At 41.6% G+C, this 21,274-nt stretch carries 22 protein-coding genes and 2 tRNA genes; 14 read left to right on the forward strand and 10 right to left on the reverse strand.

Annotated elements, in window-relative coordinates; translation table 11 throughout:
- The 9 genes from serA to cmoA form a co-directional block, all read right to left on the reverse strand.
- A partial coding sequence (serA, locus tag AC4E96_RS04645; protein WP_490255027.1) for a phosphoglycerate dehydrogenase occupies nucleotides 1-950 on the reverse strand: 950 nt, incomplete at its 3' end.
- Nucleotides 951-1,109: 159 nt separating this feature from the next.
- Nucleotides 1,110-1,763 carry a ribose-5-phosphate isomerase RpiA gene (rpiA, locus tag AC4E96_RS04650; protein ID WP_488031827.1) on the reverse strand — a complete coding sequence of 218 codons (654 nt, stop codon included), beginning with the start codon at nucleotides 1,761-1,763 and terminating at the stop codon, nucleotides 1,110-1,112.
- A gap of 143 nt (nucleotides 1,764-1,906) precedes the next feature.
- Nucleotides 1,907-2,569, reverse strand: a complete 663-nt coding sequence (locus tag AC4E96_RS04655) for a 5-formyltetrahydrofolate cyclo-ligase (protein ID WP_490255028.1) — start codon at nucleotides 2,567-2,569, stop codon at nucleotides 1,907-1,909.
- A gap of 2 nt (nucleotides 2,570-2,571) precedes the next feature.
- Nucleotides 2,572-3,396, reverse strand: coding sequence for a DUF3108 domain-containing protein (locus tag AC4E96_RS04660; protein WP_488031825.1), 825 nt, complete (start codon nucleotides 3,394-3,396; stop codon nucleotides 2,572-2,574).
- Nucleotides 3,389-4,030: a phosphoribosylglycinamide formyltransferase gene (purN, locus tag AC4E96_RS04665; protein WP_488031824.1), complete on the reverse strand. Its 642-nt coding sequence runs from the start codon at nucleotides 4,028-4,030 to the stop codon at nucleotides 3,389-3,391. Before purN ends, AC4E96_RS04660 begins: the two co-directional genes overlap by 8 nt.
- Nucleotides 4,031-4,156: 126 nt before the next feature.
- Entirely contained in the window at nucleotides 4,157-5,194 is a 1,038-nt protein-coding gene (gene purM, locus AC4E96_RS04670; RefSeq protein ID WP_490255029.1) for a phosphoribosylformylglycinamidine cyclo-ligase, read from the reverse strand.
- Nucleotides 5,195-5,256: 62 nt separating this feature from the next.
- Complete coding sequence (locus AC4E96_RS04675) at nucleotides 5,257-6,147, reverse strand: LysR family transcriptional regulator (protein ID WP_488031822.1); 891 nt, start codon at nucleotides 6,145-6,147, stop codon at nucleotides 5,257-5,259.
- A gap of 9 nt (nucleotides 6,148-6,156) precedes the next feature.
- Nucleotides 6,157-7,125, reverse strand: coding sequence for a tRNA 5-methoxyuridine(34)/uridine 5-oxyacetic acid(34) synthase CmoB (gene cmoB, locus AC4E96_RS04680; protein WP_490255030.1), 969 nt, complete (start codon nucleotides 7,123-7,125; stop codon nucleotides 6,157-6,159).
- Nucleotides 7,126-7,171: 46 nt separating this feature from the next.
- The gene (cmoA, locus tag AC4E96_RS04685) at nucleotides 7,172-7,894 is read right to left on the reverse strand and encodes a carboxy-S-adenosyl-L-methionine synthase CmoA (RefSeq protein WP_490255031.1); all 723 of its coding nucleotides are present in this window, start codon (nucleotides 7,892-7,894) and stop codon (nucleotides 7,172-7,174) included.
- A gap of 155 nt (nucleotides 7,895-8,049) precedes the next feature.
- On the opposite strand from cmoA, the gene AC4E96_RS04690 reads away from it, so the two are divergent.
- Nucleotides 8,050-10,908, forward strand: a complete 2,859-nt coding sequence (locus tag AC4E96_RS04690; protein ID WP_490255032.1) for a transporter substrate-binding domain-containing protein — start codon at nucleotides 8,050-8,052, stop codon at nucleotides 10,906-10,908.
- On the opposite strand, the gene AC4E96_RS04695 is transcribed toward AC4E96_RS04690, so the two are convergent.
- The gene (locus tag AC4E96_RS04695) at nucleotides 10,909-11,055 is read right to left on the reverse strand and encodes a hypothetical protein (RefSeq protein ID WP_490255033.1); all 147 of its coding nucleotides are present in this window, start codon (nucleotides 11,053-11,055) and stop codon (nucleotides 10,909-10,911) included.
- Between the two features lies 1 nt (nucleotide 11,056).
- Here AC4E96_RS04695 and aspS point away from each other — a divergent pair, with 1 nt between their 5' ends.
- The 13 genes from aspS to AC4E96_RS04760 all read left to right on the forward strand — a co-directional run bounded on the left by aspS (nucleotide 11,057) and on the right by AC4E96_RS04760 (nucleotide 21,183).
- Nucleotides 11,057-12,823: an aspartate--tRNA ligase gene (gene aspS / locus AC4E96_RS04700; protein WP_490255034.1), complete on the forward strand. Its 1,767-nt coding sequence runs from the start codon at nucleotides 11,057-11,059 to the stop codon at nucleotides 12,821-12,823.
- Between the two features lie 11 nt (nucleotides 12,824-12,834).
- Nucleotides 12,835-13,359 carry a crossover junction endodeoxyribonuclease RuvC gene (ruvC, locus tag AC4E96_RS04705; RefSeq protein WP_488031817.1) on the forward strand — a complete coding sequence of 175 codons (525 nt, stop codon included), beginning with the start codon at nucleotides 12,835-12,837 and terminating at the stop codon, nucleotides 13,357-13,359.
- Nucleotides 13,360-13,408: 49 nt separating this feature from the next.
- Nucleotides 13,409-14,017 carry a Holliday junction branch migration protein RuvA gene (ruvA, locus tag AC4E96_RS04710; protein WP_488031816.1) on the forward strand — a complete coding sequence of 203 codons (609 nt, stop codon included), beginning with the start codon at nucleotides 13,409-13,411 and terminating at the stop codon, nucleotides 14,015-14,017.
- A gap of 44 nt (nucleotides 14,018-14,061) precedes the next feature.
- The gene (gene ruvB / locus AC4E96_RS04715) at nucleotides 14,062-15,069 is read left to right on the forward strand and encodes a Holliday junction branch migration DNA helicase RuvB (protein WP_488031815.1); all 1,008 of its coding nucleotides are present in this window, start codon (nucleotides 14,062-14,064) and stop codon (nucleotides 15,067-15,069) included.
- A 448-nt stretch (nucleotides 15,070-15,517) separates the two neighbouring features.
- Nucleotides 15,518-15,916 carry a tol-pal system-associated acyl-CoA thioesterase gene (gene ybgC, locus AC4E96_RS04720; protein WP_488031814.1) on the forward strand — a complete coding sequence of 133 codons (399 nt, stop codon included), beginning with the start codon at nucleotides 15,518-15,520 and terminating at the stop codon, nucleotides 15,914-15,916.
- On the forward strand, nucleotides 15,906-16,610 hold the full coding sequence (gene tolQ, locus AC4E96_RS04725; RefSeq protein ID WP_488031813.1) for a protein TolQ: 705 nt from the start codon (nucleotides 15,906-15,908) through the stop codon (nucleotides 16,608-16,610). The genes ybgC and tolQ overlap by 11 nt, the downstream gene beginning before the upstream one ends.
- A 9-nt stretch (nucleotides 16,611-16,619) precedes the next feature.
- On the forward strand, nucleotides 16,620-17,045 hold the full coding sequence (tolR, locus tag AC4E96_RS04730) for a protein TolR (RefSeq protein WP_488031812.1): 426 nt from the start codon (nucleotides 16,620-16,622) through the stop codon (nucleotides 17,043-17,045).
- Nucleotides 17,045-18,052, forward strand: coding sequence for a cell envelope integrity protein TolA (gene tolA / locus AC4E96_RS04735; RefSeq protein ID WP_488031811.1), 1,008 nt, complete (start codon nucleotides 17,045-17,047; stop codon nucleotides 18,050-18,052). The genes tolR and tolA overlap by 1 nt, the downstream gene beginning before the upstream one ends.
- A complete protein-coding gene (gene tolB, locus AC4E96_RS04740) occupies nucleotides 18,052-19,404 on the forward strand; it encodes a Tol-Pal system beta propeller repeat protein TolB (protein ID WP_488031810.1) in 1,353 nt (450 codons plus the stop codon). The genes tolA and tolB overlap by 1 nt, the downstream gene beginning before the upstream one ends.
- 113 nt (nucleotides 19,405-19,517) lie before the next feature.
- Nucleotides 19,518-20,075, forward strand: a complete 558-nt coding sequence (gene pal / locus AC4E96_RS04745) for a peptidoglycan-associated lipoprotein Pal (RefSeq protein ID WP_488031809.1) — start codon at nucleotides 19,518-19,520, stop codon at nucleotides 20,073-20,075.
- Between the two features lie 20 nt (nucleotides 20,076-20,095).
- Nucleotides 20,096-20,833 carry a tol-pal system protein YbgF gene (gene ybgF, locus AC4E96_RS04750; protein WP_490255035.1) on the forward strand — a complete coding sequence of 246 codons (738 nt, stop codon included), beginning with the start codon at nucleotides 20,096-20,098 and terminating at the stop codon, nucleotides 20,831-20,833.
- Between the two features lie 163 nt (nucleotides 20,834-20,996).
- Nucleotides 20,997-21,072, forward strand: a tRNA-Lys gene (locus tag AC4E96_RS04755).
- Between the two features lie 35 nt (nucleotides 21,073-21,107).
- Nucleotides 21,108-21,183: transfer RNA gene (locus tag AC4E96_RS04760), tRNA-Lys, on the forward strand.
- Nucleotides 21,184-21,274: the final 91 nt, after the last annotated feature.

A 21,274-nucleotide genomic window follows, 5' to 3' on the forward strand; every position in this document is an offset into this window, starting at 1 on the left:
TCTGAGTATTTCGCTAATTTTCCTGCAACCTCAATACCAATGTTCTCTTGTGCTTCTTGTGTAGAACCACCTACGTGAGGCGTTAAAATAACATTATCTAAACCACGTAATGGCGATAAAAATTCCTCATCATTTGATTTTGGCTCAACAGGAAAAACGTCGATCGCTGCACCGCCAATGTGTTGTTCTTTAAGTGCATCGGTCAATGCGTCAATATCAACGACGGTGCCTCGTGAAGCATTGATTAGGATAGCGCCAGGTTTCATTCGTTTAAGTTGTTCTGGGCCCATTAGGTTTTTCGTTTGTGGGGTTTCAGGAACGTGCAAAGAAATGACATCCGAGGTTGCTAGTAAATCATTTAATGTCGCCACCTGTTCTGCATTACCTAAGGTTAATTTATTTTCGATGTCATAAAAACGAACATTCATACCGATGTTTTCAGCCATGATTCCAAGCTGAGTACCAATATGACCGTATCCAATAATACCTAGAGTTTTACCACGCGCTTCAAAAGAGCCGACCGCTGATTTTTGCCATACACCTCGATGGGCTAATGCGCTCTTAGCAGGAATACCACGTATAAGTAGAAGTATTTCACCTAAAACAAGTTCTGCGACTGAACGAGTATTTGAAAATGGTGCGTTAAAGACAACGGTGCCTTTTTCTTTCGCGGCTTCAAGGTCAACTTGGTTGGTACCAATACAAAAACAACCAACCGCTACTAGTTTATTGGCGTGTTGCAGTACTTTCCTATTTAACTGAGTACGGGAACGAATACCAATGAAGTGAACGTCTTTAATTTTTTCAATTAATTCTTCTTCAGGCAATGACGTCTTCAAATACTCAATATTGTCGTACCCTTGTGACTTCAAAGTATCTACAGCACTCTGATGAAGTCCTTCTAGCAGCAAAATTTTAATCTTGTGTTTGGCCAGTGACACGTTGTCCATATTACAATCCAGTTGGTTATTTCGTTTATATGAAGTTAGTTTATTTTTATGACGGATATAGTGCTAATTACAACAGTTAGAATTAATACTCTATTTTCGCGAGAGATAAAACCCCGGATATAAAAAAAGCGGAAAAATTATCCGCTCTTTTAGTTTTCGTTATCTTTTAATCACACCATTCGGAGTGCCGATAACGACGTGATCCGCTCCTCTATGCGCAAATAAGCCATTCGTAACGACACCAACAATAGCATTTAATTGCTCTTCTAATTGACGAGGCTGAGCTATTTTCATGTCGTAGACATCCAGAATAACATTGCCGTTATCAGTGACGACACCTTCTCGATAAACTGGGCTTCCACCTAATTTAACAATTTCTCTGGCAACATAGCTTCTTGCCATAGGAATGACTTCAACTGGCAATGGGAATTCACCTAAATGACGAACGAGCTTACTCTCATCAACGATACACACGAACTCATTAGCAACGGCAGCGACAATTTTTTCACGAGTCAGAGCGGCACCACCGCCTTTTATCATCGCATTGTCGTCATTTATTTCATCGGCGCCATCGACATAAATGTCCAATTTGGACACACTGTTTAAATCAAACACTTCGATACCGTGCTTCTTCAAGCGCTCAGTTGATGCTTCAGAGCTCGATACCGCACCTATGATATCCTGTTCCATGGTGGCTAATGCGTCGATAAAATAATTAACCGTTGAACCGGTTCCTACGCCGACAATCGTGTCTCGTTTAACAAAGTCTAGGGCGGCGAGGGCGGCGGCTTTTTTCATTTCATCTTGGTTCATCAGAATGGTTTACCTTGTCAGTGTTAATTAAAAATGGGTTTAATAATTATTTGTCGCTGTGATTTCGGGCAATTAAATATTGTCTCTAATCAGTGTCTTTGATTAATGCTATTGATTGATGCATTTGGTATTAAGTCGCTAAGTCATTTATCGATACCACATCGTATTACTCTCGTTGGTGTACAAATATAGTCGATAGGAACATCCCAGCTTTCAAACGGCAATTTATCAACTTCTTGACAGTCATGAGCCAGCCCAATAAGAGCGGGCTTTGGCGAGTTAATTTGAGTCAAGCGGTTTAGTGTTCTATCGTAATAACCGCCTCCCATACCGAGCCGATTACCATTTTTATCAAAGGCAACTAAGGGCATACAAATGATATCGATAGCATCAAACGGAATCGTATCTGGTGCGCTTACCTGAGGCTCTCGAATCCCATATCGATTGTTAGTCCATTTGGTATGGCGGTTTACTTTTTGAAAGTTCAAATACCCCTTTCTAAAAGGGTGAAGAACAGGGAGCAAAAGCTGTACTTCTTGCTCTCTAAAAGCCTCTATCGTGGGACTTGTGTCAATCTCACCGTCGTTAGTTAGGTAAATAGCGAGACTCAGTGTTGAGTCTGTTTCAAGCGCAATTTTATTTTTGATGAGGTTTTGTACTTGCACACGCAACGCTTGCCCAGCCTGGCGTTGTTCATCTAGGCTAAGTGCATTGCGTCTTTGTCTGATCTGTTTGCGCAGCTCTTTACGTGATACCACCGGCGTATCTTTGTTAGACTCTTTGTCTAGTAGCTGGCGAGCACTCATAATTAAATCGTACTTGAGGTATAACTTTTAATAACCAAGTCGTATTGCTCAACGCCTTTTTTCATTCTCCAAAGCCTCGCTAGGGTGTAGTTTAACTCTGGAATAAACCAAGCGTGTTGCGCATAGAACTTACGGTTTTCGTATACTCGGGCTACTTTAATAGCTTTAAAACGGCCCATTCCCGTGCTGATAAGCTCTTCACCAATCACTTCAAATTGATATTCTTTTAACCGACCTTCATTTGACACAATGGTGTAGTTCAAATCACTTTTGCCATTGATTAAATCAAGTTGAATTTGCATGTGCATTGACATTTCATCGAGCCAGTGTGGCTCTCGTGTCGTCGGCGCTGCTTTCTTTTTGGGTCTTGGATCTATGACCAATTGATTATCAGGTGCAAATTCTATTGAAAGTGATTTATCCGCACCCGTTCCCGAGCGTTCATACGTAAATGACAGAGGGGTGATCTTTTTGTCAGACATTTTAAATGTACTGACTTCTTTGCGATTGTCAGAAAAGATCAACCACTCTAACTCACTTTCTAAACTTAGCTGATATTTATTGTCTTCTAACTGAATAAGCGTCCGATTTCCTTCACCTAACAAATCACCTTGACGATACATATCGTATACGGCATCAAATGAAACGATATCAAGGCCTTGAACTTGCGATTCAGAATTAGCTTCTGAATTTTGAGCTTGAAAGTAACGGCTCGAAATTGACTCGTTTTGTACCGCATGGACACTAGTACAAAAAGCAAGTAGACCTACACACGCAGTTTTGAAGCAAGAGGCAAGTGATGTCGGAAACGGGCTTTGGTTATTCATCGTTAGCGTAACCTTGTTCAGGAAGTAAGTTATTGTCTAAATATACGCCATCTGATTGTAAACGTAATCTTTTTTCACACAACCATTTAACAACGAGTGGATAAATCATATGTTCTTGAACATGGACACGTGCAGCTAACGAGTCACTGTCATCATCTTCAAAAATAGGCACCTTGGCTTGAAGAATAACTGGGCCGCCGTCGAGTTGTTCATTTACAAAATGGACACTGCATCCATGCTCTTCATCACCGGCATCGATGGCACGTTGGTGAGTATCTAAACCTTGATATTTAGGTAACAAAGAAGGGTGGATATTAATAAGTCGTCCTTCAAATTGCTCGACAAATGAGGCCGTTAAGATTCGCATAAATCCAGCAAGCACAACGACGTCGGGCTGATACTTCTCGATTTGTTCTGCCAGTACAGCATCATATGCTTCGCGAGAATCGTATTGAGTATGATCGACAACACTCTGATCTATATTGTGATTCTTGGCACGTTCCAGGCCATAGGCATTGGCCTTATTGGAAATAACCGCAACCACTTCACCAGGAATCTTATTTGTTTCAGTGGCGTCGATGATTGCTTGTAGATTAGAACCATTACCCGAAATTAAAACGACTATTTTCGCCATGGTTTGGATTACCTCTTAAAGTGGGATTAACAACCGTAAGTAAAATGTTTAAGTTACTTACGGTGTTAACCCAGAGTTTTTGTAAAGCTTTAATAAACAGTACTGGACTGTACTTTCATATTAAAGTTAGATGATTTCGACTTGTTCTTCATCGTCCGTTGCGGCTTGAATTTCACCAATGTGCCAAGCGTTTTCACCTGCGTCTTTTAGAATTTGAAGACTCTTTTCAAGGTCGTTGCTATCAACAGCCAACACCATGCCTACACCACAGTTGAAAGTACGGTACATTTCATGTTGTTCAATGTTGCCGTTTTCCTTTAACCAGTTAAATACTGCTGGCCATTGCCAAGAGTTTTCATTAACAACAGCTTTAGTTTGAGCTGGAAGCACACGAGGAATATTTTCCCAGAAGCCACCACCTGTAATGTGAGAAAGGGCGTGAACATCAACGTGTTTAAGCAACTCTAGTACAGGTTTTACATAAATCTTAGTTGGTTCCATTAGCTGGTCGGCTAATACTTTACCTTCGTATTCTGCTGATAAGTCAGCATTAGATACTTCAATGACTTTACGAATAAGCGAATAGCCATTTGAGTGAGGGCCAGAAGAACCTAACGCAATCAGCTGGTCACCTGGTTTTACTTTTGTACCATCGATGACTTTTGCTTTTTCTACAACACCCACACAAAAACCAGCTAGGTCGTAGTCGTCGCCTTCGTACATGCCAGGCATTTCCGCTGTTTCACCACCGATTAATGCGCAATTTGACATTACACAGCCATCTGCAATGCCGCTAACCACATCTGCTGCAACGTCTACGTTTAGTTTGCCAGTTGCATAATAATCCAAGAAGAATAAAGGCTCAGCACCTTGAACAATCAAGTCGTTAACACACATAGCAACAAGGTCGATGCCTACCGTGTCGTGTTTTTTCAAATCAATCGCTAAACGCAACTTCGTACCAACACCGTCATTACCTGCGACTAATAATGGCTCTTCATAACCTTTAGGAATTTGGCATAAACCACCAAAACCACCTAAGCCGCCCATTACTTCCGGGCGAGTTGTACGTTTTACTGCACCTTTAATGCGTTCTACTAACGCATTACCTGCATCTATATCTACACCAGCGTCTTTGTAACTTAAAGATTGATTGTTGCTCAATGTCATGTCCTCAAAAGTGGGGTGGTTAAAGTAATGAACGTAATAATAGATGTCATCACTGATTAATCATATTGTTGTAAAATTAAGTCTCGTAAAAGTGTCGCACCTGGGCCTAATTGATTTGGTCTGGGAATCACTAGATTGATAAGTACTTCACGATTTTTTAATGCGTTTAAATTTAATTCTGTTAGCTGGCCATTCGCGACTGATTTGGCAGCAATGTGTTTAGGCACCCAACAAAACCCCGTACCTCGCTCCAAAATTTCAATGGCCTGATAAAAATGGCTGACTGTCCAACGTTGCTCTGCCTTTAACCAGCCCTGACTTTCTTGTGGGCTTTTACTGGAGTCGCCAATGACAATTTGTAGTTCGTGGGTGAGTTCTTCTAAATCGATGGGCTGGTTTTTGGCTAAGGGGTGATTACTGCCACAATAAGCACCAAAGGTGACACCTTCTAAAGTATTTCCTGGGAAGCCTTTGGGTGTGTCACCACCAACAAGAACAATATCGGCGCTGTGTTCTAAAATTCTCTCTTTTGTACCGGTAAGCACTTCATCTTCTATTCTTACCCGTGTGCCTCTGGCTTGGGGATAGAACTGCTCAAGGGCGTTATAGAGTTTTTCTTTGGGGTAAATCGTCTCGGTAACGACGATGATTTCTGATTCCCAGCCTGCTGTTATGTTGTCTGCTAGCTGTTCTAGCTCTTCAACATTCTGAGTTAACAAACGAGAACGGCGCAGCATAACTTCGCCTGCTTTGGTGAGATAGGCCTTGCGACCACGAACTTCTAGTAATTGAACGCCGAGCGTATGTTGAAGCTTAGAGACTGCATGGTTTAGGCTCGATTGACTTTTGTTTAAAGCTTCACCCGCCTGCGCATAGCCGCCGAAGTCGACTACAGCTTGTAATATTCTCCATTGCTCTATAGTCGATTTGGGGCGGTAAAGCTGCATTTTCTTTCCTTACGCGTTCGCGATGAAAATAGCTCGAAGCGGGGCAGGGTACCCCTCTATCGTTTTGGTTGAGTCGTTGGGGTCTAAAAAATCTTCAAGTGACTCAGTGTCTATCCAGTCCGTTTTGCGCTGCTCGTCTAAGGTGGTTTGGTCAATGTTGACGAGACGAATATTATTAAAGCCAACTTTCTTCAACCAACCCTCTAAGGCTTTTGCGCTTGGGATAAACCACACGTTTCGCATTTTAGCGTAGCGGTCTTCTGGCACTAATACCGTATTCTCGTCACCTTCAATGATAAGGGTTTCTAAAATCAACTCACCGCCTTTATTCAACTGAGCTTTGAGTTGCTGTAAAAAGTCGATTGGTGACTTTCGATGATACAAAACACCCATGGAAAACACGGTATCAAAGGACTTGAGTGCCGGAAGATCATCAATTCCAAGAGGCAGTAAGTTAACTAGGGGGTCCTGAATAAAGTGCTGCACAGCCATGAACTGTGCAAAAAATAATTGAGTAGGGTCGATACCAACAACGAATTTGGCGCCGGCGCCACGCATACGCCACAGGTGATAACCACTTCCACAGCCGACATCTAGAACATAGCGGTCAGTTAAATCTGAAATATGCGGCGCGAGTCTTTCCCATTTGAAGTCTGAGCGCCATTCAGTATCAACATGGATACCATGCAAGTGGTAAGGGCCTTTGCGCCATGGCTTCAATTGCATGAGGTGGTGAATGGTCTTCTTTTTTAACCCTTCAGGTAATGGCTGTTCGTTGCTTACTTCTACTTTATTTACGAGATTGACGTTTTCGGCTTCGACGTCTGGTAGAAGATCAATATTCTTCATCCACTGTTTGTATTCGCCATGCAAATTACTTGAATGCCAATCGTTGAGTTGTTTCGGCAAAGACTCTAACCAATGTGACAAACGGTTTTGAGCGATTTGAGCGTAAAATGGATTAAAAATATCAGTCATGAAAATTCGATTATGTCATTGTTAATTAATCAGAAACATCAAGGTGTTATTTTACCGCTATAAAAGAGCCAAAGTTAAAACATTGATACCAACAAGAGACACTTTTAAAGCCAATTTCTGACAATCTTTCTAAGTGGGTGTCATGATAATCTATTTTCATCACATTTTCGATGGCACTTCGCTTTTGACTTATTTCTAATTCGCTATAACCGTTTGCGCGCTTAAAATCGAGGTGTAAATCATTAAGTGTTGTGTCGATGATAGGGTCTTTAAATCTAAACTTCTCGGATAAAATAAACACGCCACCAGGCTTTAAACCGTCGTAAATTTTTTGAACGACTTTTTTACGCAACTCAGGAGAAATAAATTGTAAAGTAAAGTTCATGACCACAACCGATGCGTTGCTGATGTCTACATCATTGATATCGGCACAGGTAATTTCTACAGGAACATCAGATTTGAAGGCGTTGACATGCAACTTGCAGCGTTCAACCATGGCTTCACTGTTATCTACGCCAACAATGCGGCAATCTTTAGCTGTGACAAATTTGCGCATGGCGATAGTTGCAGCGCCTAAGCTACAGCCCAAGTCGTATATTACAGAGTTTTCTTGTTGAAACTGCTGAGCAAGTTTTCCTATAGAGCTAACAATAGTTGAATAGCCAGGGACACTTCTTTGAATCATGTCAGGAAAAACTTCTACTACTGACGGGTCAAAAGTAAAATCTTTTACTTCGTTTTGTGGATTCGCGTAAATATTGTCGCGCATTACAAACCTAATGATTTTGTTTGAATTAGCGGCGTTATGCCGGTAAATAAACCAAATTTAGCCTAAAAAATCTTCTTGGCGATGATGAATAAATTTGGTACAACTGTTCTGCTAGGGAACAATTATAATAATAACTTAGGAAGATTCCTATCTTTATGATGTCGTTTTTATTCAGGATGAGTATATTTTTGCTGGTATTGAGCAGTGGCTTAGTCGTGATGCCAAGCAAAGCCGACAACAAGTCAAATTTACCGCAGTACTCACAAAAGTTTTTAGATGAAGGCAAACCACTAAAAATAGCCGTTGCCGATTCCGTTATTCCATTTCAATTTGTTGATAAAGGTGAGCCAACGGGCTTTGTCATTGATATATGGAAATTATGGGCAGAGAAAAACAAAACCGAAATCGAATTTGTCTTATCGGACTGGGACCAATCTTTAGTCAATGTGACTTCAGGTAAAGCCGACGTTCATGGTGCTTTAACGTTTGAACCATCAAGAGACTCACAGTTTGATTTTGCTGGTGAAATTTATCGCTCGCCTATTTATTTGTACCTACACAAAGATACGCCAACGATAAATACACCTTCTGGAGCCTTGCCTTATATTGTAGGGTATGACAGCGAACGAAAGGTCGATCAGGCGTTAACCGCCGTTAATTCTGATTTCACTTTAAAAGGCTTTGAAAATTGGTCCGAGTTATATAGTGCGATTGTTGGTGGCGATATAAAGGCCTTTGTTGCACATGATTATTTTACCTATCGTTACCCTGGCTTCAAAACGCTAAACGATTTATTTCCTTCATACAAAGCTCATGAAATCGATGAGTCCGTTTCTCAAATCGCCGTCAAAAAGGGCAATAGCGAACTGCTGAAATTTATAGAATCTGGGTTTGCTAACATTCCAGAAGAGGAGATGATGAAAGTTCGCTCTAAGTGGTTTGGACGAGTTAAAGGCGACAATACAATTTTACTTGGCTTAACTGTGGGTGCTGAACCTTTCATGGGAGTGAACTCTAAAGGTGAAGCCGAGGGATTGTTTGTTGATATTTGGAAAGAGTGGGCTAAAAAAACAGGTAATAAGATAAAGTTCATGCCCAATACTATGGAGTTAGCACTTCAAGCGGTTCGTTTAGGAGAAACCGACATTCACATCGGTTTCCCAGAAAGTCTTGGCGTAAACTCAGGGTTACCGCGCGCGAAACACTTGTATTCAACTTATTCTAGCTTGTTTGTTTATGACACATACGATTTTAACCAAGGGGTAAATCAGCTTGATGGTAAAACCATAGGTATGTATCTGGCCGCACCATACCAAAAACGTTTTGCACTTAAATACCCCAACATCAACATTAAACATTATTTGAGTCTAGATGAAGCAATCAATGCATCTATAAAAGGTGAAATTAGCGGTTTTGTTACCTCATCAATGATGACGAAGCTTCGCTTAGAGCAAAACAACATTTCGCATCGCTTTCATCAAGTGTTAGATGTTAACTACGAGTCGAACGTTTACGCCTTATTATCACCTGAGTCCAAGTCACTAATCACAGAAATTAACAACGGCTTTGAGTCGATAAGTAAAGAAACGTTTATCGATATCGAATCTCGTTGGGTAAAAGATCCAGACGCTCGTTATTTTAGCTCAATGAAGAGCGAATTTATTTTAGACGCAAGCGAAAAGAACTGGATTGCCGAACATCCAGAAATGGACGTCGCGATTGTGCAAGATTGGAAACCGTATGAGTTTTTGAATGAAGACGGTGAAATAGCTGGTATTAGCCGTGACATTTTTGAAATCGCAGAGAAAGTAACAGGCCAAAACTACAACTTTGTTGTCTACCCAACTTGGGAAGAGCTATATCAAAACTTTGTGACAGGTAAGATTGATATTGTGGCAAACATAACCGCGTCAGAACAAAGAAAAGCCTTTGCTAATTTTACTTCGGCTTATTGGCGCACACCTTGGTCAGTGATCACTCACAAATCTATCGACAACGTATCAACCATTAAAAAGTTTTATGGCAAGCGAATAGCAATTATACAAGGCTATCAAATCATTAAAGAGATTCACGACAAGCACCCACAAGTGATCATTCATGTTGTGAAAGACTTTGATGAAGCACACGAGTTGTTAAAAGCAGGAATCATCGACGGTATTCTTGATTTGATGTTCGTGTCATCCCAGTACATTCAAGACCATTCTTTATACCAATTTAAAATCCATGTCCTTGATGATATGGGCTCGGACAATGCTCATATAGGTATCAATAAAGACCTCGTCATCCAAGCTCGAATTCTGGATAAAGTTGTTAATTCACTTAGCGAGTCTGATATTGAGACACTCTTAAAGAAATGGCACAAAGTAGATATGGTTTCAGGTATCAAAGCGGAAGTGTATTTTAGAAACATTACGATTGTAATAGGCTTAGGTGCATTGATCTTGGCTGTGGTACTGATGTGGAACCGCAAACTCAAAAGTGAAATTTTGCTTAGAGAACAGGCTGAGAAAAAGCTTAAGCACTTAGCTTCACATGATGTTTTGACCGGTCTACCAAATCGCGCTTTACTCTCTGATAGACTCAAACACGCAATTGAAATTCATGCCCGAAATCACAAACAGCTCGCGTTATTGTTCTTAGATCTCGATGGGTTTAAACAAATAAATGATACTTATGGTCACGATGTTGGTGATGAGTTACTTATTCAAGTAGGTAATCGCTTGAGCAAACTCAGTCGCAGTTCTGATACGGTTGCGCGTTTTGGCGGAGATGAGTTTGTATTACTCGTTACTAATCTTGCAGATACTCAATTAGCAGCCAAAATCAGTGAAAAAATCATTGCTGACCTGTGTGAACCTTTCGAACTATCTCAAGCAACCGTTACTATTGGTTGTTCAATTGGTATCGGTTGTTTCCCTGTTTCAGGCCACAATATCAACCGCTTAATCAAAAGTGCCGATGATGCTATGTATAAAGTCAAAGCAAACGGCAAAAATAGCTACGCATTTGCATAATCAGGCGGTGACATTGACCGCCAAATCCTTATAATAATCGGCAATTTTTGATTCGACTCTCAAAGGCGTCATATTTTTATTTGGGCCGGCAAGATTGCCATTTAGGCCTGTATCACGACTTTGAATCCAAACGTAAAATAGGAACATTATGCGCTCTCATTATTGTGGCCAGCTGAACAAAAGCTTGGTTGATCAAGAAGTCACTTTATGTGGCTGGGTAAACAAACGCCGCGATTTAGGTGGTTTGATCTTCTTAGACCTTCGCGATCGCGAAGGTATTGTTCAGGCTGTTGTCGATCCAGATGAAACCGCAATTTTTGGTACAGCAGAAAAATTGCGTAATGAGTTCTGTATCAAAGTAACAGGTATCGTTCGTGCGCGCCCTGATAGCCAAATCAACAAAGACATGGCAACAGGTGAAGTAGAGCTTTATATCAAAGGTCTTGAAATCTTAAATAGCTCAGCGCCATTACCATTAGACTTCAATCAAGAAAACTCTGAAGAAGCACGTCTTCGTTACCGTTACTTAGACTTACGTCGTCCAGTGATGAGCGAACGCTTAAAGTTCCGCTCGAAAGTGACAAGTGCAGTTCGTCGTTTCTTAGACGACAACGACTTTTTAGATATCGAAACACCTATCTTAACTAAAGCTACGCCAGAGGGGGCTCGTGACTACTTAGTACCGAGCCGTACTCACAGAGGTGAATTCTTTGCATTGCCGCAGTCGCCTCAGCTGTTTAAGCAGCTACTAATGGTGGCGGGTTTTGACCGTTACTACCAAATCGTTAAGTGTTTCCGCGACGAAGATTTACGTGCTGACCGTCAACCAGAATTCACTCAAATCGATATCGAAACGACGTTTATGGACGGTAACCAAGTCATGGCAATGACTGAAAAAATGGTTCGTTCTGTATTTAATGAATTATTAAACGTTGATTTAGGCGACTTCCCATCAATGACTTACGCAGAAGCGATGCGTCGTTTTGGTTCTGATAAGCCTGATTTACGTAACCCACTAGAGCTAGTGGATGTTGCTGACATTCTTAAAGACGTCGACTTCAAAGTATTTAGTGGTCCAGCGAATGATCCAAAAGGTCGCGTAGCTGTGATCAAAGTGCCAGGTGGCGCATCAATGACGCGTAAGAACATCGACGGTTATACAGAGTTTGTTGGTAAGTACGGCGCGAAAGGTATGGCGTGGATTAAAGTTAATGACGTTGCTGCTGGTATCGAAGGCTTACAATCACCAATCGTTAAGTTCTTGAACGAAGACGTTGCAAAACAAATCATCGAGCGTACTGACGCGAAAGATGGTGACATCTTATTATTTGGTTCTGATACTAAAAACGTTGTCACAGACGCACTAGGTGCATTACGTCTTAAGTTGGGTGAAGACTTCGGTTTAGTTGAAGACAAGTGGGCACCACTATGGGTTGTTGACTTCCCAATGTTCGAAGAATTAGATGATGGTGCGTTAACACCACTTCATCACCCATTCACCGCACCGAGCAATATGACACCGGAAGAGTTAGCTGCAAATCCAGCAGAAGCGCTTTCTGATGCATACGACATGGTTCTTAACGGTTGTGAATTAGGTGGTGGTTCTGTTCGTATCCACAACCAAGACATGCAAGCCGAAGTATTCAAAATCTTAGGTATTTCTGATGAAGAAGCAGAAGAGAAGTTTGGCTTCTTATTAGATGCACTTCAGTACGGTGCGCCTCCACATGCTGGTCTAGCATTTGGTTTGGACCGTATGGTGATGTTAATGGTTGGTGCAGACTCAATTCGTGACGTAATGGCATTCCCTAAAACGTCTACTGCAGCTTGTCCTTTAACAAATGCTCCAGGTGTTGCAAACCCAGACGCACTAGTTGAACTTGGTGTTCAAGTTTTACCTAAAGCTGAAAAATAAGCGATAAGCCCATGCCAGTTATTTTAGGTATCGATCCAGGTTCACGAATAACTGGTTATGGCATCGTTAAGCAACAGGGGAGCAAGTTTAGCTACTTAGGCAGTGGCTGTATTCGCACCCCTGAAGCTGATTTATCCATCAAGTTAAATACAATTTTTGATGGTCTTCGCGAGATCATTCAACAATATCAACCAGAAACCTTTGCAATAGAACAAGTGTTTTTGGCTCACAATCCAGACTCCGCACTCAAATTAGGCCAAGCTCGAGGCGCCGCCATTGTTGCCGCAACTCAAGCCGAGCTACCTGTCTTCGAATATTCTGCACGCCAAATTAAACAAGCCGTTGTTGGCTCAGGTGGCGCTGACAAAACCCAAGTCCAACATATGGTTCAGCACATTTTGAAGCTAACTGGCAGACCTCAAGCGGATGCTGCCGATGCATTAGCGGTTGCCATTTGTCACGGCCACACCAACCAAAGTCTCATTAATATGGCAGGCGTTGCGAAAAAAACCGTCCGCGGGCGTTTACGCCGATAAAATAACTGGGTATATTTACAGTTATTATTAAAACAAATTGTAGTGCGCAATGATTGGACGATTATTCGGTTCGCTTGTCGATAAACAAGCTCCTGATGTACTTATTGACGTTAACGGCGTTGGTTACGAAGTACAGTTACCTTTGACAAGCTTTTATGAATTACCTGATGTAGGTGAACAAGCCACTATTTATACTCATTTTGTCGTGCGAGAAGATGCTCAGCTTTTATATGGTTTTATTAGCAAACAAGAACGAAGCTTATTTCGTTTGTTAATCAAAGCCAATGGCGTTGGCCCTAAACTGGCATTGACTATCCTTTCTGGATTGACGGCAGAGCAGTTTGTGCAATGTGTCGAACACGATGATGTGACGACACTTGTTAAATTACCAGGAGTTGGTAAAAAAACCGCAGAGCGATTACTTATCGAAATGCGCGACCGAATCAAAGAGCTCAGTATTTCACCGGCTCAATTGTCGGCTCCGCAAAATGTAAGCGCTAGTCCGCTTATTAAAAACAATGGTTTTGATGATGCCGTCGCCGCGTTGGTTTCACTTGGTTACAGCGCACAACAAGCAAACAAGGCAGTCAAAGCAGTATATAAAGAGGGCGATGACAGCGAAGATGTGATCAGAAATGCCCTTAAAAATATGCTCTAATGCTCATAATGAGCAGATATTCAATTTTGGTAGGAAATCTTTAAATGATAGAAGCAGATAGGTTAGTCGGCGCCGAATCAATGGGCGAAGATGAAGTCATTGACCGTGCAATTAGGCCAAAACTATTAGACGATTACCAAGGGCAGCCTACCGTAAAGTCACAAATGGAAATCTTTATCCAAGCGGCTAAAAACCGTAGTGAGGCTTTAGATCATTTACTTATTTTTGGTCCTCCAGGGTTAGGTAAAACGACATTGGCCAATATCGTTGCTAATGAAATGGACGTAAGCATCAAAACCACATCTGGACCAGTCCTCGAAAAAGCAGGTGACTTAGCAGCTTTGTTGACGAACCTTGAGGAAAACGATGTTTTGTTTATCGATGAGATTCATCGTTTGAGTCCAGTCGTAGAAGAAGTCCTTTACCCAGCAATGGAAGACTATCAACTCGATATCATGATTGGTGAGGGCCCAGCGGCTCGTTCAATCAAGTTAGATTTGCCACCTTTTACCTTAATTGGTGCTACGACGCGTGCCGGAGCATTGACTTCACCGCTTCGCGACCGTTTTGGTATCGTCCAGCGATTAGAGTTTTATAAGGTGGCGGACCTTGCAAACATCATCCAACGTAGCGCCGATTGCCTTAATATGGAAATGTCAAAAGACGCGGCGGTAGAAGTTGCCAAACGCTCAAGAGGTACACCGCGTATCGCTAACCGACTACTGCGCCGGGTTCGAGATTTTGCTGATGTAAAAAGCGATGGCACTGTCGATAACAATGTAGCAAAACAAGCGCTAGATATGATCAATGTCGACAGTGAAGGTTTTGACTATATGGATAAAAAATTGTTATCCACTATGATCGAGAAGTTTGATGGCGGGCCTGTCGGCTTAGATAACATTGCTGCCGCGATTGGTGAAGAGCGCGACACCATAGAAGATGTCATCGAGCCTTATTTAATTCAGCAGGGTTTCTTGCAAAGAACCCCACGAGGAAGAATCGCCTCACCTCGAGCTTACCAGCACCTAGGATTTGATTTGCCGACTGATTAAGTCGGCTTTTTTATAGGCAAAAAAAAGCCCATTCAAGTGAATGGGCAAAAACATATAAGGAATAAATTCCAGGGAACATGAATAGGAGAAGAGAACTAATTCGTTTCTTCTGCTTCGAGCATCTCTGCTCAGAAGATGCGTGCATTCTAGGGAGCTAGAGTAAATACTTCAAACTAGAATAATTGTATTTATACATGAGAAAATCTAATGTTGAATATGTAGTTAAATTACATATGGGTGTTAATTATTGGATCAAAAAAAGCTCATTTGCATATTTTAAAGGGGTTTTGGCGTTTTGTTGGTATTTTAAACAAATAAAAAATTACTAATGAGTGGATAAAAAATCATATTTCCGTCAATATTTATGCATAAAAATGAATTGAACAATTTTAAAATAATGTTGTCATTGCTGTAGAGCGCTAAAAATAAGTCATAAAAGGAAACGCTATTGTTCCAATTTCCAGTAAAAATATACTACGAAGACACTGATGCTGGAGGGATTGTTTACCACGCGAACTACCTAAAGTTTTGTGAAAGGGCAAGAACTGAGCTTTTACTGTCATTAGGTATTGAACAAGACCGCTATCTTAAGCAAAATATAGGGTTTGTAGTCACTCGTATGGACATTGTGTTCAAGACGACCGCAAAGTTACATGAAGAGCTTAACGTTTGGACTCAAATCAAGAAGATCAAAAAGGTCTCGATTGAGTTTGAACAGATAATTAAAAACACACAACAAGACACCGTATTTAGCGCTAAAGTCGTGGTGGCTTGTATTAATCCGAACTCAGGAAAGCCAAGTGCGATTCCTGCGGAAATTTTAGGGGAATTACAACGTGCAAGCTGAGATTAGTTTTTGGGGTTTATTTTGGGAAGCCAGTTTCATTGTTCAACTTGTTATGTTGACCTTACTGGGTTTGTCGATTGCATCATGGGCCATTATTTTTCAACGCCGTAAAATATTGGCTGAAGCAGAAGCGCAAACCAAAAAATTTGAAGATAGATTTTGGTCTGGTGTTGACTTGAGTCGTCTTTATAGTGAAATCACTGCAAGACAAACGGTCGATGGCTTAGAAGCTCTCTTTAAAGATGGCTTTAAAGAATTCGCGCGCTTAAAGAAAAATAGCATTGGCACCGCGCAAGTATACCTAGAAGGCACACACAGAGCGATGCGCGTTCGCATGTCTCGTGAGGTTGAAGACTTAGAGCGCCACCTAAGCTTCTTAGCGTCAGTTGGTTCTATTAGTCCTTACATCGGTTTGTTCGGTACCGTTTGGGGTATCATGAATGCATTCTTGGCACTTGGCGAGGTGCAGCAAGCAACTTTAAACATGGTTGCACCAGGTATCGCTGAGGCATTGATTGCAACAGCAATGGGTCTATTTGCAGCGATTCCTTCGGTATTGGCCTATAACAGTTTTGCTCACCGAGTTGAGAAGTTAGAAGGCAGTTACATTAATTTTACGGAAGAGTTTTCAAATATCTTACATCGCCAGGTGACAGCGAATGTAAACACATCAAATGTTAATACTTCGGCATAAAGGCTATTTATGAACGTAACGAGACGTCGTAGAAAACCCGTTGCCGAGATAAACGTAGTTCCCTACATCGACGTGATGTTGGTACTACTAATCATCTTTATGGTAACGGCACCTTTGGTTACACAAGGTGTAAAAGTGGATTTACCGCAAGCAAACGCAGAACCACTTGAAGATGAAACAAAGTCACCTATCGTCGCTTCAATTGACGAGCAAGGTCAGTACTTTGTTTCAACTGGCGAGCACAATGGCGATGAGGCTATGTCCGCACAAGATGTTGCTGTAATTGTCGCGGCTCAGCTTCAAATCGACCCGGAAACGCCAGTGGTTGTAAAAGCCGATCGCCGTATTCCATACAACAATGTCATCGAGTTGATGGTACTTCTGCAACGAGCAGGTGCTCCATCAGTTGGATTAATGACGGAGCCTAAGCAGTAATGATTTCGGCCAGTTATAAACCATTCCTCCTAAAGTCACTTGGTTTGCATGTGGTTTTTGCCGTGGTGTTGGTGTTGAGTTTTAACTTTTCGCCACCTCTAAAGAAACCTGAAAAGTCACCTGAGATCTCAACAATTGATGCTGTTGTTATTGATGCTAATGCTCTTGAGCAACAAGTATCAAAAATTAAAGAGCAAAAAGCGGCTCAAAAAGCGGCGGAAGAAAAGCGAGTTAAAGAGCTAGAAGAACGTGCGGCAAAGGCCAAGCGAGAAGCGGAAGCACTTAAGAAGCAGCAAATTCGTGACAAAAAAGCAGCCGAAGAAGCCAAGAAAAAAGCCGCAGCAGAAAAGCGCAAAGCAGAACAAGCTAAAAAAGAGCGTTTAAAGCGCGAAGAAGAAGCGAAAAAAGCCAAAGCGTTGGCACTTAAAGCGAAAAAGAAAAAGGAAGCTGAAGAAAAAGCAGCACTTGAGGCAAAACGCAAAAAGGAAGCGGAACAAAAAGCAGCGTTAGAAGCAAAACGTAAAAAAGAAGCTGAGATTGCAGCCGCCAAGAAAGCGGAAGCTGAGCGCAAGGCGCGAGAAAAAGCCGAGCGTGAAGCAGCGGAAAAGGCTGAAGCTGAACGATTGAAGCGGGAACAAGAGGCAAGAGAAAAAGCCTTACAAGAAAAAATGCTACAAGAGCAATTGGCTCGTGAGCAAAGTATTCGCCGTAAAGCTCGACAAAAAGTAGTGTTAACTGAAGTTCAAAAGTACAAGGCGTTGATCACATCAAAAATTCAACAAAACTTGATTGTTGACCCTAGTATGAAAGGAACTTCTTGCCGCCTTAACATTAAACTGGCATCGTCAGGCTTAGTGATTCAAGTTTCGGTTCTGTCTGGCCAAAACAATATTTGTAAAGCGGCAGAACGAGCGGTACTAAAAGCGGAAACGTTGCCTGTGTCAAAAGAACAAGATGTATATCAACAATTACGTGATATCAATTTAACTGTGGAGCCTGAATTCTAATGATTCGAAAATTGACCTTGTTGCTGGCATTTGTCAGCGTGTTATTTAGCCAAACGACTAAGGCCGCATTGGAAATTGTCATTACGGAGGGGATAGACAGTGCTCGTCCTATCGCCATCGTTCCATTTAAATATGAAGGTACAAAGGTTTTACCGCTTAACATTTCGGATATAGTAGCGGCGGACTTGATGCGCAGTGGTAAGTTTAAGCCTCTGAGCGTTGAAGAAATGCCTCAACTACCAACACGTGATGAAGAAGTGGATTACGCGTCATGGGCGTCACTTGGTGCTGAAGCAGTGTTAGTCGGTACCATTAAAGATCATTCAGTTGACCGCTTTTTGGTTAGTTTTGAGCTAATTGATGTTCTGCGCGGCCAAATTACTGGTGGCACAGTTCAAGTTTTAGTCGAAGGAAAGCTAGTCGAAACCAAAGATCACATACTTGATAACCGTCAAGTGGTGATTGGTGAGTCTCAGTTCCGTCGTTATGCCCACCGTATTAGTGACTTAGCATACGAAAAGCTAACCGGTGAACGCGGTGCATTTTTGACTAAAATTGCTTATGTGACGATCAACCACGGTGAAGATTATCCATATAAACTCATCGTTGCTGATTATGATGGTGCGAATGAACAAGTATTATTGCGTTCTCGCGAGCCATTGATGTCACCATCTTGGTCACCAGACGGAACAAAATTAAGTTACGTAACGTTTGAAAACAACCGTTCACAAATTTACGTTCAAGATATTTACACCGGAACGCGTCAATTACTTACATCGTATGACGGCATAAACGGTGCACCTCAATGGTCTCCGGATGGTAAAAAACTAGCGCTTGTGCTATCTAAAGATGGTAATCCAGAACTTTACGTTTTAGAGATGGCAAACAAGACGTTAACTCGATTAACAAGGCACCGTGCCATCGATACCGAGCCAAGTTGGTCACCTGACGGCAAATATATAGTGTTCAGCTCAGAACGGGGTGGTAATGCGCAACTTTATAGCGTAAATTTAGAGTCTAAGCGTATAAAACGTTTGACTTTTGATGGAGAAATGAATCTTGGCGGTTCAATTACGCCAGATAACAATCATCTTGTCATGGTCAACCGAACGCAGGGTAGATATCATATCGCCAAAAAGGAACTGGAGTCTGGCAACTTCCAAGTGTTAACTAAAACACGCTTGGATGAAAGCCCAAGTATAGCGCCAAATGGCTCGATGATTATTTACAGTACTATGCACGGAAGTGGCCAAGTGCTAGCCTTAGTTTCAATTGATGGTCGTTTTAAGGCTCGCTTACCAGCAGCAAAGGGACAAGTTAAGTCTCCGGCATGGTCGCCGTTTTTAAACTAAATGCCCGAAAGGGTAGTAAGTCGTTAATAAAGAATTATAAATTGGTAACAACGTAAGTTAGTTACCGCTTTAGAAAAGATACAACTACGTATTGTGGAAAAAGGAAACTAAGAATGCAATTTAGCAAAATTACTAAAGGTCTTTTGATCGCTATTCCAGCGTTAGCATTAACAGCTTGTGGTTCAAGCTCAGTTGTTAACGATGAAAGCACTGCCGCTGCAACTAACAATGCACCTTCTGCGCAAACAGCCGGTGCAGCACAAAATGCAGCAGATGTGGAAGTTTCTACAGTTGAGAAAGCACAAACTGTTGAAGAAATGCAACAAGCTAAATTTGAAGCATTACGTCAAGAGCAAACGGTTTACTTTGATTTTGATAAATCAAAAGTTGACGCTAAATACTTAGAGCTATTACAAGCACACGCAGACTACCTAATTAAAAACCCTAACCAAACTGTTATGGTTGAAGGTCACTGTGACGAGCGTGGTACTCCAGAGTACAACATCGCACTAGGTGAGCGTCGTGCGAAGGCTGTTGCACAATACCTACAAAACCTAGGTGTAATGCAAAGCCAAATCTCTACTGTATCTTACGGTGAAGAAAAACCAGTAGACCTATCACGCACACAAGATGGTTTCGCTAAAAACCGTCGTGCTGTTTTAGTTTACTAATAAAAGATAAGAGAAGGTCTATGAGATTATCTCTATTGGCCGTCTTATTCGTAAGCGGTGCATCTTTTGCAGATGCACCGGTTACTGACTTAAGCACAAACGGTCAGTTAAACGAACAAGTCGCACAATTAAAGCGACTCATTCAAGCTCGCGGAACCGCCCAAGTTAATTTGCAACAGCAAATCACCGAACTTCAAGAAGAAGTCAGCGAACTTCGAGGCGTCACAGAAACTCACACTTACAAACTGGATCAAATTGTTGACCGCCAACGCGAACTCTATATTGAAATAGAGCGTCGTTTAAGTAATGTTCAACAAGCCCCAGTGACGGTTCAAGAAACTACAACCGACGAAGCCCCTCTAGAGCAGTACGGTGGTTCGTTAGGTGAAAATGAAGCGTATGACCAGGCCGTAAACCTGATCTTGAAAGAACGTCGTTATGACGATGCAATTCCGGCGTTTCAACAGTTTATTGAGCAATTCCCAAATTCAATCTATATTCCAAATGCACATTATTGGTTAGGTCAGCTACAGTTTAACAAAGCAAACTATACTGACGCCCAAAATCATTTTGGTGTTGTGATTGATTCTTACCCAGATTCAAACAAACGCAGCGATGCGTTATTGAAACAAGGCACAGTTTTGCAGAAATTAGGTGATAAGGTTGCAGCGAAAAAGCTTTTCGAACAAGTTATCGCTGAGTACCCAGAATCAAACTCTGCAACATTAGCTAAGTCAAGATTAGTCAATCTGGGCTAGAAAAGTATGTTTTTTAACGCTTTTGTCCAAAATCTAGGCAAAAGCGTTTATTTTTAAATTTTTTTAAAAATAAGCTTGCACACAGATTATAAATAAGTATTATATGCGCCCGCAGCAACGGAACGGGTAACGAACTTGAGCTGTGTGTAAAAGGTTTAAAAGTGGGTCATTAGCTCAGTTGGTAGAGCAGTTGACTTTTAATCAATTGGTCGCTGGTTCGAATCCAGCATGACCCACCACTTTTACAAGATGCTTGCATCACCCTTTGTTTGATGGGTCATTAGCTCAGTTGGTAGAGCAGTTGACTTTTAATCAATTGGTCGCTGGTTCGAATCCAGCATGACCCACCATCAAACAAATGTCTTAATCGACAATCCAATGTAAAGTGGGTCATTAGCTCAGTTGGTAGAGCAGTTGACTTTTAATCAATTGGTCGCTGGT

Source organism: Psychrosphaera sp., from assembly GCF_982872775.1.